The sequence below is a fragment of the Brachybacterium sp. GCM10030252 genome, assembly GCF_042666535.1.
Classification (GTDB): domain Bacteria; phylum Actinomycetota; class Actinomycetes; order Actinomycetales; family Dermabacteraceae; genus Brachybacterium.
This window is the reverse complement of sequence record NZ_JBHTDM010000008.1, coordinates 48,245-64,709: the sequence shown is the minus strand read 5'-3', so window position 1 is coordinate 64,709 and position 16,465 is coordinate 48,245. Positions and strand designations below refer to the sequence as shown.

Annotated in this window: 13 protein-coding genes; 4 read left to right on the top strand and 9 right to left on the bottom strand. The window is 67.6% G+C overall.

Annotation, left to right across the window (positions count from 1 at the left end):
- The first annotated feature begins 166 nt into the window (after nucleotides 1-166).
- From ACFQRJ_RS08080 to ACFQRJ_RS08065, 4 genes are all read left to right on the top strand, one after another.
- Nucleotides 167-1,336: a LacI family DNA-binding transcriptional regulator gene (locus tag ACFQRJ_RS08080; protein WP_377018481.1), complete on the top strand. Its 1,170-nt coding sequence runs from the start codon at nucleotides 167-169 to the stop codon at nucleotides 1,334-1,336.
- Nucleotides 1,333-2,136: a thymidylate synthase gene (locus tag ACFQRJ_RS08075; RefSeq protein WP_377018480.1), complete on the top strand. Its 804-nt coding sequence runs from the start codon at nucleotides 1,333-1,335 to the stop codon at nucleotides 2,134-2,136. The genes ACFQRJ_RS08080 and ACFQRJ_RS08075 overlap by 4 nt, the downstream gene beginning before the upstream one ends.
- The gene (locus tag ACFQRJ_RS08070; protein WP_377018479.1) at nucleotides 2,136-2,723 is read left to right on the top strand and encodes a dihydrofolate reductase; all 588 of its coding nucleotides are present in this window, start codon (nucleotides 2,136-2,138) and stop codon (nucleotides 2,721-2,723) included. Before ACFQRJ_RS08075 ends, ACFQRJ_RS08070 begins: the two co-directional genes overlap by 1 nt.
- Nucleotides 2,724-2,906: 183 nt before the next feature.
- Complete coding sequence (locus tag ACFQRJ_RS08065) at nucleotides 2,907-4,388, top strand: glycoside hydrolase family 43 protein (RefSeq protein WP_377018478.1); 1,482 nt, start codon at nucleotides 2,907-2,909, stop codon at nucleotides 4,386-4,388.
- 233 nt (nucleotides 4,389-4,621) lie between these two features.
- Here ACFQRJ_RS08065 and ACFQRJ_RS08060 read toward each other — a convergent pair whose 3' ends face one another.
- The 9 genes from ACFQRJ_RS08060 to chvE form a co-directional block, all read right to left on the bottom strand.
- Nucleotides 4,622-5,539, bottom strand: a complete 918-nt coding sequence (locus tag ACFQRJ_RS08060) for a carbohydrate ABC transporter permease (protein ID WP_377018477.1) — start codon at nucleotides 5,537-5,539, stop codon at nucleotides 4,622-4,624.
- On the bottom strand, nucleotides 5,536-6,501 hold the full coding sequence (locus tag ACFQRJ_RS08055) for a carbohydrate ABC transporter permease (RefSeq protein ID WP_377018475.1): 966 nt from the start codon (nucleotides 6,499-6,501) through the stop codon (nucleotides 5,536-5,538). Before ACFQRJ_RS08055 ends, ACFQRJ_RS08060 begins: the two co-directional genes overlap by 4 nt.
- A 110-nt stretch (nucleotides 6,502-6,611) precedes the next feature.
- Entirely contained in the window at nucleotides 6,612-7,949 is a 1,338-nt protein-coding gene (locus tag ACFQRJ_RS08050) for an extracellular solute-binding protein (protein ID WP_377018474.1), read from the bottom strand.
- Nucleotides 7,950-8,449: 500 nt separating this feature from the next.
- A complete protein-coding gene (locus tag ACFQRJ_RS08045; protein ID WP_377018473.1) occupies nucleotides 8,450-9,355 on the bottom strand; it encodes a carbohydrate ABC transporter permease in 906 nt (301 codons plus the stop codon).
- A 1-nt stretch (nucleotide 9,356) separates the two neighbouring features.
- Nucleotides 9,357-10,310 carry a carbohydrate ABC transporter permease gene (locus ACFQRJ_RS08040; protein ID WP_377018472.1) on the bottom strand — a complete coding sequence of 318 codons (954 nt, stop codon included), beginning with the start codon at nucleotides 10,308-10,310 and terminating at the stop codon, nucleotides 9,357-9,359.
- Nucleotides 10,311-10,326: 16 nt separating this feature from the next.
- Nucleotides 10,327-11,697, bottom strand: coding sequence for an extracellular solute-binding protein (locus ACFQRJ_RS08035; protein WP_377018471.1), 1,371 nt, complete (start codon nucleotides 11,695-11,697; stop codon nucleotides 10,327-10,329).
- Nucleotides 11,698-12,230: 533 nt separating this feature from the next.
- Nucleotides 12,231-13,412: a multiple monosaccharide ABC transporter permease gene (mmsB, locus tag ACFQRJ_RS08030; protein ID WP_377018470.1), complete on the bottom strand. Its 1,182-nt coding sequence runs from the start codon at nucleotides 13,410-13,412 to the stop codon at nucleotides 12,231-12,233.
- 9 nt (nucleotides 13,413-13,421) lie between these two features.
- Entirely contained in the window at nucleotides 13,422-14,963 is a 1,542-nt protein-coding gene (gene mmsA / locus ACFQRJ_RS08025) for a multiple monosaccharide ABC transporter ATP-binding protein (RefSeq protein ID WP_377018469.1), read from the bottom strand.
- A gap of 82 nt (nucleotides 14,964-15,045) precedes the next feature.
- On the bottom strand, nucleotides 15,046-16,197 hold the full coding sequence (gene chvE / locus ACFQRJ_RS08020) for a multiple monosaccharide ABC transporter substrate-binding protein (protein WP_377018468.1): 1,152 nt from the start codon (nucleotides 16,195-16,197) through the stop codon (nucleotides 15,046-15,048).
- Between the last annotated feature and the right edge of the window lie 268 nt (nucleotides 16,198-16,465).

Sequence of the window (16,465 nt, the reverse complement as noted above, 5' to 3'; positions counted from 1 at the left end):
GTGCGACGATCAGGTGCGACAGCCAGGTTTACATCGTTGCAAACACCTTTTCACAGCGAGAGGACCGCGTCAACGGGGTCTCACGGGCGGGTCGGGCTGATCGCCCGACCCCACCGCTGCGCGCCCTGCAGCCGCCGCGGCCCGGTTCGGTGCGAGAATCATAGGTATGCCCACGCACTCCTCGACCGGCCGCCAGCGCCCTCCGTCGCTGCGCGATGTCGCCGAGCTCGCGGGGGTCTCGATCAAGACCGTCTCGAACGTGGTCAACGACTACCCGCATGTGCGCGAGTCGACCCGGGAGAGCGTCCGCGAGGCGATCCTGCAGGTGGGCTACCGCCCCCAGGTCGCGGCGCAGCAGCTGCGCACCGGGGCCAGCAAGATGGTCACCCTGGCGGTGCCGTCGCTGAACTTCTCCTATTTCTCCGATCTCGCCCAGGAGTTCATCGAGGAGGCCCAACTGCGCGGCCAGACGATCGTGCTCCACTCCACCTCGGGGGGCCGCGAGGCCGAGCGCACGGTGCTGGAGGGCTTCAAACGCATCTTCGGCGATGGCGTGATCTTCAATCCGCTGGTGCTCGAGGAGGAGCTCTTCGCGCGGATGAAGCACACCAGTCAGCCCACCGTGTTCATCGGCGAGCACCTGCCCGAGACCCTCCCGCAGGGCAGCGACTACGTGCGCATCGACAACGCGGCCGCCGCCTTCGACGCGACCACGCATCTGCTCGAGAGCGGCCGGCGCTCCCTGGCCTTCCTGGGTGCGATCGACACCGAGCAGGGTCACCAGCCCCACAGCTCCGGCTCACTGCGCCGGGACGGCTTCCTCTCCGCGATCCACGAATACGGACTCCCGCCCGAGGCCGCCACGGTGCAGGTGGTCGACGACTGGCGGCGCAGCGACGGCTACGAGGGAGCCACGGCGCTGCTGGAGGCGCACCCCGAGATCGACGGCATCGTGTGCGGCAACGACGATCTGGCGATCGGCGTGCTCGCGCTGCTGCGGCGCCTGGGCCGACGGGTTCCCGAGGACGTCGCGGTGACGGGGTACGACGACACGCCCGACGCACCGTTCACCTTCCCCTCGCTCACCACAATCTCCCCGGACAAGCACGCACTGGCCGCGACCGTCCTGGATCTGCTGACCGAGCGGATCCAGGGCTTCGACGGGCCACCCCGCGTCGTGGACATCCCGTACTCGCTGGTCGTCCGCGAGTCCACCACGAAGGTGACCGGCGCGCCCGGCGCCTCCGGGGCGGTCCATGCCCCGAGAGCGGCCGATGCCTCCGCACCCACGTCCGGCCCCACGCCCACACCAGATATCGAGGAGCGCTCCCGGTGACCATCCCGACCCCGTACGAGGACCTGCTGCGCGAGGTCCTGGAGACCGGCAGCCCCAAGGGCGACCGCACCGGCACCGGGACCCGCAGCCTGTTCGGCCGCCAGCTCCGCTACGACCTCTCGGCGGGTTTCCCGCTGATCACCACCAAGCGCGTCCACTTCCGCTCGCTCGCGCTCGAGCTGCTGTGGTTCCTGCGCGGGGACACCAATGTGCGCTGGCTGCAGGAGCGCGGGGTGAGCATCTGGGACGAGTGGGCCGACGAGAACGGCGAGCTGGGCCCGGTCTACGGCGCGCAGTGGCGCTCCTGGCCCACCCCCGAGGGCGGCGTGATCGACCAGATCAGTGACGTCGTCCAGCAGATCCGCACCAATCCTGAGTCGCGGCGACTGATCGTGACCGCCTGGAATCCGGCCGACATCCCGGCGATGGCGCTGGCGCCCTGCCATGCCCTGTTCCAGTTCGAGGTTCACGACGGCAGGCTCTCCTGTCAGCTCTACCAGCGCAGCGCCGACCTGTTCCTCGGGGTCCCCTTCAACATCGCCAGCTACGCGCTGCTGACGCACATGGTCGCCCAGCAGACCGATCTCGAGGTCGGTGACTTCGTGTGGACCGGCGGGGACTGCCACGTCTACGACAACCACATCGAGCAGGTCACCAAGCAGCTCGCCCGCGAGCCCTACCCCTACCCGAGCCTGCGGATCACCCGCCGCCCGGACTCGATCCTCGACTACGTGCTCGAGGACTTCGAGGTGGCGGGCTACGAGCACCACCCGGGCATCAAAGCGCCGGTCGCGGTCTGATGGGTCCGGCCGACGAGACCGCATCCGGCGCCTCAGCCCGGTCCGGTGCCCCTGCCGGCAGCGGTGGCCCCGTCCGCCCGCGCATCGGGATGATCTGGGCGCAGGCGCGCAGTGGCGTGATCGGTGCGGACGGCACGATGCCGTGGCATCTGCCCGAGGACCTCACCCACTTCAAGCGCACCACCCAGGGCTGCCCCGTGGTCATGGGCCGACGGACCTGGCAGTCCTTCCCGCCCCGATTCCGCCCCCTGCCGGGCCGTACCAACATCGTCATCACCCGCGACGACGACTTCGCCGAGGACGGTGCGGTACGCGCGCGGGACCTGCCGGAAGGGCTGCGCCTCGCGGAGGAGTCGCTGGCCGCGCAGGACGGGACGATCTGGGTGATCGGCGGCGGCGGGGTCTACCGGGAGACGATGGACGACGCGGATCTGCTCTCCGTCACCGAGATCGACCTCGACGTCGACGGGGACACCACCGCCCCCGAGGTCCCCAGCGCCTTCCGGCAGACGTCGGCCGATCCGGAGTCCGGGTGGCACGAAGCGGCCAACGGCCTGCGCTACCGCATCCTCACCTACGAACGCTGAGCCCGAGGCCCCGCTCCACCGCTAGTCTCCCCCGACTCTTGTCCCGACGGTTCGTTGCCCCGCGCTCTCGTCCCGGCGGTGCGCTGTCCCAGACCTCGCCTTCGCCGCCCGGACCCTTGTCTTCACCGTTTGCAACGTTGTAGGTTCGAGGGGCCGAATCGGATCTCGACGAAGGAGTTGAGCATGTCCACCGTGTCCCGCCGCGGCCTGCTGACCGCGACCGCCACCCTCTCCGCCGGCGGAGCCCTCGCTCTCTCTCCCGGCCCCGCCGGCGCCCGCCCGCCCGAGCCGGACATCCCGCCCGACCCCGAGTTCACCGAGGTCTCCGTCCACGACCCCTCCGTGATCCTCACCAGCGCCGGCTACTACGTCTTCGGCTCGCACCTGGCTGCCGCCCGCACCGACGACCTTCTGCACTGGGAGAGCGTCGCGGATCTCGTGACGCCCGAGAACCCGCTGTTCGAGGACGTCACGGTGGAACTCGCCGAGGCCTTCGAGTGGGCGAACACCGACACGCTCTGGGCCGCCGACGTCAGCGAGACGCCCGACGGGCGGTTCCGCATGTACTACTGCGCCTGCGAGGGCTCCTCCCCGCGCTCGGCCATGGGCACGGCGATCGCGGACCACATCGAGGGGCCGTACGTCGACGAGGGCATCTTCCTGCGCTCGGGCATGTGGGACCAGCCCAGCGAGGACGGCCGGATCTACGACGCCCGGATCCACCCCAATGCGATCGACCCGCACGCCTTCGTCGACGCCGACGGCCGCCACCGCCTGGTCTACGGCTCCTACTCCGGCGGAATCTTTCTGCTCGATCTCGACCCGGCCACTGGACGGCCGACGCCGGGTCAGGGCTACGGCATCCACCTCATGGGTGGCAACCACGCCCGCATCGAGGCGCCGTACATCCTGCACTCCCCGCGCACCGGCTACTACTACCTGATGGTGACCTTCGGAGGGCTCGATGCCGACGGCGGCTACAACGTGCGCGTGGGCCGCTCCCGCACCGTCGAGGGCCCCTACCTCGACCCGATGGGCCAGGATCTGCGTGAGGCAAAGGCCGATCCCGACCTGCCCCTCTTCGACGACGCCTCGATCGAGCCCTATGCCGCGAAGCTGATGGGTAACCACCGCTATGCCGACGCCGACGAAGACGGCCCCACCAGCGGCTACGTCTCCCCCGGTCACGTTTCGGCCTGGACAGATCCTGAGGGGAAGGACGCGTTCCTGTTCTTCCACAGCCGCTTCCCCGGCACCGGTGAGCTGCACCAGGTCCGCGTCCACCGGCTCCACTTCACGCGCGAGGGCTGGCCCGTGGTCGCACCCCACCGGCACGCCGGCGAACCGGACCCGACAGCGAAGGCGGCCCGGCTGCACCGCCACGACCTCAAGGGCACGTGGCAGTTCCTCGACCACGGCCGCGCGATCAGTCCCGACATCGTCGCCTCCGAACCGATCGAGCTCCATCGCGATGGCAGCATCACCGGCGCGGTCTCGGGGCGCTGGCGCCTGGAGGCCGGCCATCGTGCGTCGCTCACGGTCGACGGTCAGGAGTTCGACGGGGTCTTCACCCTCGGGTGGCGCGAGAGCGCCGGCGCCTGGACGCCGACGTTCAGCGTCCTGGGGGCCGACGGTCGCGCGCTGTGGGGCACCCGCGAGGTCTAGGCGCCGCGGTCGACCAAGGCGATCTGGTCCGCGCAGCACGCGCGGCGCGATATACGCAGTACGCAGTACAGCGAACCGGTTCCACCGATACGTCTCAGGAACGAGACGTATCGGTGGAACCGGTGTGCGTGCCACTCACGAGCATCGGGCGGGACGCACCGACCAGGACGAGAGCATCTGCCGGAGGTGCGAAACGGTCTCGGCAGGCATGTCGACAGCCGAGGCGTACTCCGTCAGGTCCCCGTGATGCCGGTCGTCGCGATCCCCCGGATGATCTGGCGCTGGAAGAACATGAACACCACGATCAGCGGCAGCGCGGCGAGCACTGCCTGGGCCATGTTCTGTGCGTACTGGATTCCGTATGCACTGATCACCGTCTGCAGGCCCGTCGGCAGCGTCATCAGGTTCGAGTCGTTGATGACGATGAACGGCCACAGGAAGTTGTTCCAGGCGCCGATGAACACGAAGATCGCGACCGCCCCGAGGATTGGTCGCGACAACGGCAGCACGATGCTCCAGAAGATCCGGAACCGGCTCGCGCCATCCACCAGAGCGGCCTCCTCGAGTTCGAACGGGATCTGGTCGAAGAACTTCTTGAGGATGAACACCATCGGCGCCGCGACCACCTGCGGCAGGATGATCCCCCAGTAGGTGTCCACCAGGTCCATCGTGAGCATCAGTTGGAACAGCGGCACGATGAGGATCTGCGCCGGGATCATGATGGAGGCGATGATCAGCGCGATGATCATCTGCCGACCGATGAACCGCATCCTCGACAGCGCGTACCCGGCCAGTGCAGAGATGGTCAGCGTGATGATGGTGACCAGCGCTGAGGTGAGCAGGCTGTTCCACGCCCAGCGAGGAACGAGACCCTCGGAGAGCACATTGATGTAGGCCTGCAGCGTGAAACCGTTCTCGGGGACGATCGTCACGGGCATGGCGGCCGCTTCGGCCTCCGTCTTGAAGGAGGTCAGCGTCGCCCACAGCACCGGGACCAGCCAAGACAGCGCCAGAACCACGAGGATCGCGAAGGCGACGAGACGGGCCGGCGTGGGGCCGCGGCGACGACGCGCCGCACCTTTGAAGGCCGGAGCGCTCACGTCGGGTGCGACGGCGGACAGGGACTCGCTGGTGGGGGTGGCGGCGGTCATGCCTTCACGCTCCGTCGGGACGAGATCACCATGTAGGCGATCGAGATGACGATGATCATGATGAAGAAGAGGTAGGAGACCGCCGAGGCATACCCCAAGCGATACCCGGTGAAGCCGACCTCGTAGATGTACAGCAGGATCGGGCGGGTGGAGCCACCCGGGCCGCCGCCGGTCATCTGGAAGATCTGGTCGAAGACCTTCAGGGAGGCCAGCAGCTGTAGCACGAGCACCAGCACCGTGGTGGGCGCGAGCTGGGGCAAGGTGATCGAGAAGAACTTCCGGAAGCCTCCGGCCCCGTCCAGGGAGGCCGCCTCATAGAGCTGGTCGGGGATGTTCTGCAGCGCCGCCAGGTAGAGCAGGAAGTTGAAGCCGATCGTCCACCACACCGTGGTGATGACTACGGCGATCATCGCCGTGTTCGGGTCCTGCAGCCAGGCGGGACCGGTCACCCCGAACCACCCCAGGAAAGTATTGATCAGCCCGAGCTGCGGGTTGTACATCCACACCCAGAACTGCGAGACGACCGTGGAGGCCAGCAGGAACGGCAGGAAGAACGAGAGCCGCCAGAACCACTGCCCGGGAAGCCCGAGGTTCACCAGGACAGCCATCAGCATGGCGATGACCACGAGCGGGATGGTCGAGAGGACGGTGAACCACACGGTGTTGCCCAGGGAGCGCCATACCTCCGGATCCCCGAGCGCTTCCTCCCAGTTCGCCAGGCCCACGAATTCGGTGTTGGTGCCCGCGAGGCTGGTGCCGGTGAAGCTCATCCACAGGCCATTGGCCATGGGCCAGATGAGGAACAGCACGAAGGCAATGAGGAACGGAGCGCAGTAGAGCCAGCCGCGCAGATTCTCGATGCGCCGGCGCTTCTGGCGACCGGCTCGTATGGGCTCAGCGCCATCGGGTGCGACGGGCGGGGCGCTCCCGCCTGGAGGAGCGGAGAGGGCGTCGGTGGTCATCGGTCGTCTCCTTTGACGGACGGTCGGCAGATCACGAGGGCGGAACGGGCGGGCGGACGCCAGGACCGGGCTGGTGCGGTAGCCGCACGAGCCGATCAGGCATCGCGGGATCACATCGGCGGGGTCTTCTGCAGCAGCGAGTTGATGCGGGCGACGAACGCATTCCATCCGTCGATCGGTTCGGTGCGTCGGGCCCAGACGTTCTGCATGTCGTTGCCGAAGTAGGTATGGAAATCGCTGCCGGAGCCGGTGAACCATGCCGGCGGGTCGTAGACGAGGTGATCGACCGCGTCGGCGTAGTGCGACTGGGGCACCAGGTCTCCGTACGCAGGGTCCTCCAGGATCGGGCTGTAGGCAGGGATGTGCCCGGCGCCCGCCCACGTCAAAGAGTGCTTGAGCAGGTAGGCGACCACCGCGTGGACGTTGCGACGACGTTCCTCGTCCGGCCGCGCCTGATGGGGCAGCACGAAGGCGTGGGAATCGGCATAGGCCGCAGGTCGACCCAGGACCGGTGGAACGATCGTGATGTCGAAGGGCACGTCCTGGGCTTTGTAGTTGCCGGTCTCCCACACGCCCCCGTAGAAGGCGCCGGAGCCGCCGGTGGCGAACTCGGAGATGGCGGTACCGCCATCGTGGCTGGGATTTCCCACCTCGCCGTCGATGAGCGAGAGGATGAATTCGACCGCCTCGATGACCAGATCTTCCTGGTACTGCATCTCCCCACCGATGGGAAGTTCGATCGTGCCACCGAGCTGGTCGTAGTACGTAGAGAACATGCGCCACTGGTTGGAGCCGTCGCCGAGGTACCCGAAGGACAATCCGTACCCGCTGGGGGCATTCGCGCCGAGTTCGAGGGCGAGCTCGCGGAACTCCTCGGGGGTCTCCGTCTCCATCAGCAGCCCGTCGCTGTCGAGCACCCCGGCCGCCTCCGCGATGTCGGTGTTGAAGTAGAGGACGAAGGGATGGGAGTCCAGCGCGATCGCGGTGAGCTTGCCGTCGACCACCATCTTGTCCCAGATCAGTTCGGGGAAATCCTCCTGCACCACACCGAACTCGCCCAGCAGGTCGATGTCCCACTCGTCCAGCAGGCCGCCCGGCGCATAGCCAGGCACGCGCGCCGCATGCATCACGGCGAGGTCCGGGGCGCGGCCGCCGGACGAAGCCATGGCGAGCTTCGTGTAGTACGGCGATCCCCAGGCCAGCACGGTCTGGGTGACGTCGGCGGCCCCCTCCGTGTCCATGTAGCCGGCGAGCATCTCGCCCATGGTGACGCCGTCCGGCCCCGAGAGCAGGTGCCAGAAGGCGATGTCGTCCGACGCCCGGGCATTTGCCCCTCCACAGCCGGAGAGCGCTCCGAGACCGCCGAGCGCGCCTAATGCGCCGGCCCCCTGCAGCAGTGAGCGGCGGCCGATGGTACGGGCTCCGGACGGGCCACCACCCGGGGGCATCACCTGGCCGGACCTTGGAGGAGCGTGCGTGGAAGCAGGCCGGGGCGTCGGAGTCCCGGCGCGGGAAGAACTATGCATCATCCTGTCCACCTCTGCGTGGTTGGGTGCGGTCGCCGCGGTCGCCGTCGCAACCGGCCGACGGCCCGAGGGCCCTCGTCGATGAGGTCTCGTGCGCGTGAAGTAAACTTACATCGTTGTAAAGTGACCGTCAACACTTTCCGCGACCGTTGTGCGGTCGTGACCTGCGCGAGCGAGCCGCCTCTCGGGACGGCGAGCAGATGAGCGGAGACGGAGAGGAGGGCCGGCGGGGACGAAGAAGATGCCGACGGGGACGGGGAGAAGACCGCCGGGGCGACGAACACGGCCCGACGGGGCGCACTCCGTGCACACGCCGATTCCCCCGATACGTCTCCGGGGTGGAACGTATCGGGGGGATCGGTGCGCGTTTCAGTGCGAGCGGGCCTGCCCGAGAGGCCTTGCAGGCGGGGCCTACGCCGCGCTCAGCCCTTCAGGCCGGACCCCGTCACGCCTTCGACGATCTGGCGCTGGAAGAACATGTACAGCACCACCAGCGGGAGCGCAGCCAGGATCGCGCCCGCCTGGATGTCGGCGTAGCGCAGGCCGAAGCTGCCCTGGACCGTCGCCAGTCCGACCGGGATGGTCATCAGCGCCGGGTTGGACATCACGAACAGCGGCAGCAGCAGGTTGTTCCAGGTCCACACGAAGGTGAGGATCGCGACGGCCGCGGTGACCGGGCGCGACAGCGGCATGATCACGCCCCAGTAGATCCGCCACAGTCCGGCGCCGTCGACGCGGGCGGCCTCCTCGAGCTCCTTGGGGATGCCGTCGAAGAACTGCTTGAAGATGAACACGGCGATGACGGAGGGAACCTGCGGCAGGATCACCGCCCAGTAGGTGTTCAGCAGCTGCACGATCCTCAACTGCTCGAAGATCGGCACGATCAGCACCTGGCTGGGGATCATGAGGCCGACGATGATCAGCAGGTAGACCAGCGCGCGCCCTCGGAACCGGAGCCGTGAGAGGGCGAATGCGGCCATCGAGGCGAACAGCAGCGTCAGCACGGCCGTGACGACCGAGGTGACACCGCTGGCGAGGTACCAGTTCCAGATGTCGCCCTGCTGCATCAGCGTCACGTAGGACTCGAGCGTCGGCGTCCAGTTTGTGAGGATCTCCTGGGCGCCGAGCGCCGCGACGCCATTGGGTGACAACGACGTCTTCAGGGCGAACAGGCTGGGGATGAGCCAGAGGATCGCGAAGACGACGAGGATCACGGTGGTGACCACGGTGAACGAGCGTCCGCTGCCGCCGGGGCGGTCCCGGCGAGGGGCTGGCGCTGCGGCGGAGACGCCCGAGCTGCCGCTGCGGCGGGTGTCGGTGGCGGTCATGTCAGGAAGCCCCCTTGCGCTCGGCACCAGCACGTTCGACGACCTGCTGGATGATGGCGATCACGATGATGATGAGGAACAGCAGCACCGACGCGGCCGAGGCGGCGCCGATCCGGTTGTCGGTGAAGGCCGTCTCGGTGATGAGCCCCAGCGCGACCTGGGTCGAGATGCCGGGGCCGCCGGACGTCATCAGGTAGACCTGGTCGAAGATCTTCAGGCTGGCGATGATCTGCAGAAGGATCACCAGCGCGGTGGTCCGGCGCAGCAGCGGGATCGTGACGCTGCGGATCTGCTGCCAGGGCGAGGCCCCGTCGACGGCGGCGGCCTCGTACAGCTCTCGCGGGATCTCCTGAAGCCCGGCGAGGTAGAGCACGAAGTTGAACCCGATGGTCCACCACACCGTGGCGATCGCGATTCCGATCATCGCGGTGGCCGGATCGGCGAGCATCCCTGCCCCGGCCTCGAGGCCGAGGAGCTGACCGGGCAGTGACCACAGACCGGTGGACGGCGTGAAGATGAAGACCCAGATCAGGGAGATCGTCGCCGAGGGCAGGATGAACGGCAGGAAGAAGGCCAGGCGGAAGAACCACTGGCCGCGGGAGGCCCGGTTGGTCAGCACCGCGAGCACGAACGAGAGGATCACCAGCGGCGGCACCGTGTACAGCGTGAACTGCAGGGTGTGCCACAGCGAGGACCAGAAGTCGTCGCGGGCGAACATCTCGGCGTAGTTGGCCAGGCCCGCGAACGACCCGAGCCCGGTGTGGACGGTCGAGGTGTTGAAGAAGCTGGCGATGAACATCCAGACCGCCGGCCCGATCATGAAGGCCAGGTAGAACAGCCCGAACGGGGCGATGAAGAGCCAGGCCTGCGGGCGATTGCGCTTCGCGTCGACCTGACGGGCAGGCCGTTCGCTCACCCCGGCAGGCCGGGGAACAGCAGGAGACGTCGTCGTCATGAGTGTGCCTTCCGGATCAGAGCGGACTCGGGGTGGACGTGTAGATCTCGAGCTGTTCCTTGATCACCTGCAGGGCCCGCTCGGGTTCCAGGGATCCCTGCTGGACCAGTCCCAGCTGCGCGCCGACGGTGTCCTCGAAGGTCGACCCGGAACCGCCATACCAGGCCGCATCGTCATAGACGGCGTAGTCCGCCGACGGCGCGTAGTACCTCTGCGGCTCCAGGCTCTGGAACTCCTCGCTCTCGAAGGTGGGCACGTAGGCGGGCACGTGCCCGCCCTCGGCCCAGGTCATGCTCTGCTCGAGCATCGTCTTGATGAACTGCATCGCCTGCTGGCGCTGCTCGGGCGTGCGGTCCTTCCGGGGAAGGATGAACGTGTGGGAGTCGGCCTGGACAGCAGGCTGGTCGTAGAGCTGAGGGATCGGGGCCATTCCGAAGTCGAGACCCTCGATCGACTGCGCGGTCGCGATCTCCCATTCGCCCTGCATGTAGAAGCCCGCCTGGCCGGTGAACATCTGTGTCTGCGAGGTCGCGTAGTCGAGGCCCTGGTTCAGCCAGCCCTTCTCGACCCAGCTCTGCGTCCTGGAGGTGACCTCGAGGAAGGCATCCTCGTCCACGCTGATCGTGGCGCCGTCGTCGGAGAGGAAGGGGGTGACACCCTCGATCTGGTTGTACAACGTCCAGAAGAAGCGCCAGGGCGTCGCGATCTCGGCCACATTGGCGACGGTCAGGGCGATCCCGCCCGTGACGGCGCTGATCTCTTCGAGAGCCGCCTCGAAGGTATCCATCCCGGTGAGGTCGACGAGCAGGCCGTCACCGTCCAGCAGTCCGGCCTGTTCGCAGACATCGCGGTTGTAGAAGAGCGTGAACGGATGCGTGTCCAGAGGGATGGCGATGTTCTGGCCGTCGGTGATCTGAGCCTCCCACGGCTGGGAGGCGAAGTCGGCGCTGGAGAGACCGACGCTCGCCAGGTCCTCCTCGGTGATGGGGTCGAGGATGCCGCCGTCCCACAGCGGCTTGGCGCGGGTGAGGTGGGAGACCGCGACATCGGGCGGCTTGTTGCCCACCGTGGCCAGTGTCAGCTTGGAGTAGTACGGATTGCCCCAGGTCAGCGTGGTGGCCTCGAGCGAACCGGCACCATAGATCTCGCGGTAGCCCGCCTGCATGTCCTGCATGCGGACCCCGTCGCCGCCGCCGAAGAGGTTCCAGAACACCACGGTGCCCGGATCGAGCTCCGAGCCGAGCAGGCCGGCGGCCAGAGGTGTGGAACAGCCCGCCAGGGACAGCGAGGATGCAGCGAGCGCTCCGGCACCGAAGAGCCTTCGACGGCTGATGGCCGGTGAGCCGGGCCCGTGCGCGAGGGCGGGGCGGGGTGGACGTGTCCTCATCTCATCGCTCCATCGGGATCAGGTGTCCGTGGTGCCGAGCGGCATCACGGTGAGACGAATGCGCGGGCTCCGTGCGGAACCCGCCGGGTCGGCAGCCATGTGAGACAGGCCGACGGTGGCCTGTGCGTCGTACCGCTCGGACCGCCCACCGACGTGGATCGATGCCCGTGCACCACGAGCGCCCGCGATCAGTGCGAGTGCACTGCGTCACGTGACTACGTGTTCCCGGACTTTACATCGTTGTAGGTCGGTGCGCAACGGATCGGCGAGCGACGAGGCGCCGGCTCTCGCGCGACCCTGTGACCAGCACAGACGAAGCGCGCCTCCCGGCGATGCCGGCTCTGTCCCGGCGGCCTGGCACAAACATGTAGCTGAGCGGACCGCGACCCTCTCTGCGAGGGGTCACGGTCCGCTCAGCTACACCTTCTTGCCACTGCTCAGCTGGTCGGCTGAACCAGCTGGTCAGCTTCCCGCTGCCCAGCTGCTCAGCTGCTCAGCTGCTCAGCTGCTCAGCTACTCAGCTGCTCAGCTGCTCAGCTTCCCGCAGATGCCCGCTTCTTGTTCCACACGTCGAAGGCGACGGCGAGGACGAGCACCACGCCGCGGACGACGGACTGCGTGGACTGGTGGATGCCCATGATCTGCATGCCGTTTGACATCACGGCCATGATCAGGCCGCCGATGATCGCGCCCTGGACCTTGCCGATGCCACCGGTCACGGCCGCACCACCGATGAACGCCGCGGCGATCGCGTCGAGCTCGAACATCTCGCCGGCACCCGGCTGCGCGCTGTTCGAGCGCGCCGAGTAGACGATGCCCGCCACCGCGGAGAGCAGGCCCATGTTGATGAACAGCAGCATGTTCACGCGCCGGGTCTTGACGCCGGAGAGCTTCGCGGCCTGGAGGTTGCCGCCCATGGCGTAGACGTGGCGACCGATGATGGTGCGCTGGCTGACGAATCCGTAGATCAGGATCAGCGCGGCCAGCAGGATCAGCACCACCGGCAGGCCGCGCGCGTTGGCGAGCTGCCAGGCGAAAGCCATGACCACGGCCGCGACCAGGATGTTCTTCAGGATGAACAGCCACAGGGCCTCGACGGGCTGGCTGTACTTCAGCTTCGCCAGACGCCCGCGGTACTGCTGGATCACGAAGACCACGACCAGCGCGGCCGCGAGGAACAGCGTGAAGGCGTCGTATCCGTACCCGCCCATGAGGCCGTTGAGGAAGCCGCCGGAGATGTACTGATACTCGTTCGGGAACGGCGAGAGGGACACGTTGCCGAGAACCTGCATGGTCATGCCGCGGAAGATGAGCATGCCCGCGAGGGTGACGATGAAGGCGGGGATGCCGACGAACGCCACCCAGAAGCCCTGCCACAGGCCGACCAGCACGCCGGTGCCCAGCGCCGCCAGGACGCCCATCCACCAGGGCATCCCGTTGCCGATCACCACGACGGCCGAGACCGCGCCGGTCAGGGCGACCACCGAACCCACGGAGAGGTCGATGTGCCCGGCGACGATGATCAGCACCATCCCGATCGCGAGGATCAGGATGTAGGAGTACTGCAGCACCAGGTTGGTCAGGTTGCCGGGGCTCAGCAGCGCTCCCCCGGTGAGGATCGTGAACAGCACGACGATGAGCACGAACGCGATGTAGATACCGCTCTGACGCATGTTGCGCGTCAGCAGTTCCTTGAGGTCAGAGGTTCCCGCCATGAGGCGTGTTCACTCCCTCTCCATGGTCATGAGCTCCATGAGGCGCTCCTGCGTGGCGTCCTGGGCGGGGACCTCACCGGTGATCCGGCCCACGGACAGTGTGTAGATGCGATCGGAGAGGCCCATGACTTCGGGCAGCTCCGACGAGATGACGATGATGGCCTTGCCGGCCTCGGCGAGCTGATTGATGATCGTGTAGATCTCGTACTTCGCGCCGACGTCGACGCCGCGGGTGGGCTCGTCGAGGATCAGCAGCTCGGGCTCGGTGAACAGCCACTTGCTGAGCACCACCTTCTGCTGGTTGCCGCCGGAGAGCTTGCCGACCAGGGACAGGACCGTCGGCGTCTTGATGTTCAGCGAGGAGCGGTACTTCTCGGCGACCGCGATCTCCTGGTTGGAGTCGATCCAGCCGCCCCTGCTGACCTTGCCCAGCCCCGCCGCGGTGACGTTGGTGCGGATGTCCTGGATCAGGTTCAATCCGTACTGCTTACGGTCCTCGGAGACGTAGGCGATGCCCTGCTCGATCGCGTCGGCGACCGAGCGCATCCGCACGGGCTTGCCGTGCATGTAGGCCGTGCCCGAGATGTCCCGACCGTAGGAGTGGCCGAACACGCTCATCGCGAGCTCGGTGCGGCCGGCTCCCATGAGGCCGGCGATGCCGACCACCTCGCCCGCGCGGACGTTCAGCGACGCCCCGTCGACGACGGTGCGTCCCGGCTGAGTGGGATGGGTGACGTGCCAGTCCTCGATCCGGAAGATCTCCTCGCCGATCTCGGCATGGCGCTCGGGGAAGAGGTGATCCATGTCGCGGCCCACCATCCCCTTGATCAGGCGCGGGATCAGCGTGGTCTGCTGGTCCTCGGCGACGCGCATGTCGATCGTCTCGATGGTCGAGCCGTCACGGATGACCGTCGTGGAGTCGGCGATCGCCGCGATCTCCCCCAGCTTGTGGGAGATGATGATGCTGGTGACGCCTTCGTCCCGCAAGCCGCGGATGAGACCCAGCAGATGCTCGGAGTCGTCGTCGTTCAGTGCGGCCGTCGGCTCGTCGAGGATCAGCAGGCGGACGTTCTTCGAGAGCGCCTTGGCGATCTCGACCAGCTGCTGCTTGCCCACGCCGAGGTTGCCGACGGGCGTCACCGGGTTCTCGTCCAGGCCCACGCGCGCCAGCAGTTCGGCGGCGCGCGCGTTGGTCTCGTGCCAGCTGACGATCCCACCCCTGGCCTGCTCGTTGCCCAGGAAGATGTTCTCGGCGACGGACAGGTGGGGCACCAGGGCGAGCTCCTGATGGATGATCACGATGCCCTCGGCCTCGGAGTCGTTGACCGAGGAGAAGCTGACGGGGCGGCCCCGGAAGTGGATCTCGCCGTCGTAGGTGCCGGCCGGCTCGACACCGGAGAGCACCTTCATCAGGGTGGACTTGCCGGCGCCGTTCTCGCCGCAGATGGCGTGGATCTCGCCCTCGTGCACCGTCAGGGACACATCCTTGAGGGCGGTGACGCCGGGGAATCGCTTGGTGATGGACCGCATCTCGAGGATGTGATCGTTCAATGGGCCCTCCTTCGGGCGGGAGGGCCCGGCCTGCCGGTGGGCATGGCCGGACCCTCGCCTCAGTGCTCCAGTGGTGGCCGGCTCAGAGCTGGCCGGATTCGACCTGCTCCTCGGTGTAGTACCCGGAGTCGACCATGATCTCCTCGTAGTTCTCGGCGAGGACCATCTGCACCTCGAGCAGGTACGACGGCACGACCTTCACCCCGTTGTCGTAGGTCTCGGTGTCGTTGGCCTCGGGCTCCTCGCCCTTCAGGAACGCCTCGGCGGCGACGATGGCCTGCTCGGCGAGATCGCGGGTGTCCTTGAAGATCGTCGAGTGCTGGACGCCGTCGGCGATCAGCTTGATCGAGGCGATCTCGGCGTCCTGCCCGGTCACCACGGGCAGACCCTCCTCGATGGTGGGGCCGAGGCCGGCGTTCTGCAGCGCGTTGATGATGCCGCGGGAGAGCGGGTCGGCCGGGGCGAGCACACCGTCCAGCTCCTCGCCGCCGTTGTAGTGCGTGGTCAGCAGGTTCTCCATGCGCGTCTGGGCGGTCTCCTGCTCCCAGCGCTGGGTGGCGGCCTGCTCGATGTCCATCTGGCCCGACGGGACGACGAGCCGGCCGTCGTCGAAGTAGGGCTGGAGCGTGTCGATGGCGCCCTGCCAGAACAGGTGGGCGTTGTTGTCGTCGAGCGACCCGGCGAACAGCTCGACGTTCAGCGGTCCCTCCGGGGCCTCCGGGGCCTCGTTGAACTCCTGATCCAGGAAGCCGAGCCCGTACAGCAGGGCGTTGGCCTGGTTGACCCCCACCTCGTAGTTGTCGAAGGTGACGTAGAAGTCGACGTTCTCGCTGTCGGTCAGCAGGCGGTCGTAGGCGATGACCGGGATACCGGCCGACGCGGCGGCGTCCAGCTGGGCCGACAGGGAGGCGCCGTCGATCGAGGCGACGAGCAGAGCGGCGACGCCCGAGGTGATCATCTGGTCGATCTGCTGCTGCTGGGTGGGGATGTCGTCGTCGGCGTACTGCATGTCGACGGTGTAGCCCTTGTCCTCCAGGCCCGCCTTGATGTTGTCGCCGTCCTTGACCCAGCGCTCGTAGGTCTGGGTCGGCATCGCGACGCCGACGGTCAGGTCACTGGGGTCCGCCTCGGGGTCGGGACCGCCGGAACCGGCGCCCTCTCCGCCGCAGGCCGCCAGGGTGAGCGCGGCCGCACTGCCCGCAGCTCCCAGCATGAAGCTTCTCCGGTTGTACATGGTGTTTCCTCCTCGAAATCGCCGTCTGCAACCTGCAGCAGGTGGGTTCGCCCCGGGGCCGCTGCCATGCGACCACCCCGGCAGGCGACTTCGCCGACCGGAGACGCCGACCTGTCGTCGGCGGGGACTGTGCGGGCCCCGGACGGGCCCGTGCTCGATGCGTTCCGACCCGGTGCGGTGCGGAACGTCTCGAATGCTAACGTTCACATTCAAGCAGATGTCAAGGAAGACAGTGACCGCTGCGGTCACAACTCGGCAACGACCCGGC

Bases quoted from the DNA above. Each gene is read 5' to 3' on its own strand.
- ACFQRJ_RS08080 (WP_377018481.1), top strand. From the start codon at position 167: ATGCCCACGCACTCCTCGACCGGCCGCCAGCGCCCTCCGTCGCTGCGC.
- ACFQRJ_RS08070 (WP_377018479.1), top strand. From the start codon at position 2,136: ATGGGTCCGGCCGACGAGACCGCATCCGGCGCCTCAGCCCGGTCCGGT.
- ACFQRJ_RS08065 (WP_377018478.1), top strand. From the start codon at position 2,907: ATGTCCACCGTGTCCCGCCGCGGCCTGCTGACCGCGACCGCCACCCTC.
- ACFQRJ_RS08060 (WP_377018477.1), bottom strand. From the start codon at position 5,539: ATGACCGCCGCCACCCCCACCAGCGAGTCCCTGTCCGCCGTCGCACCC.
- ACFQRJ_RS08055 (WP_377018475.1), bottom strand. From the start codon at position 6,501: ATGACCACCGACGCCCTCTCCGCTCCTCCAGGCGGGAGCGCCCCGCCC.
- ACFQRJ_RS08050 (WP_377018474.1), bottom strand. From the start codon at position 7,949: ATGCCCCCGGGTGGTGGCCCGTCCGGAGCCCGTACCATCGGCCGCCGC.
- ACFQRJ_RS08045 (WP_377018473.1), bottom strand. From the start codon at position 9,355: ATGACCGCCACCGACACCCGCCGCAGCGGCAGCTCGGGCGTCTCCGCC.
- ACFQRJ_RS08040 (WP_377018472.1), bottom strand. From the start codon at position 10,310: ATGACGACGACGTCTCCTGCTGTTCCCCGGCCTGCCGGGGTGAGCGAA.
- ACFQRJ_RS08035 (WP_377018471.1), bottom strand. From the start codon at position 11,697: ATGAGGACACGTCCACCCCGCCCCGCCCTCGCGCACGGGCCCGGCTCA.
- mmsB (WP_377018470.1), bottom strand. From the start codon at position 13,412: ATGGCGGGAACCTCTGACCTCAAGGAACTGCTGACGCGCAACATGCGT.
- chvE (WP_377018468.1), bottom strand. From the start codon at position 16,197: ATGTACAACCGGAGAAGCTTCATGCTGGGAGCTGCGGGCAGTGCGGCC.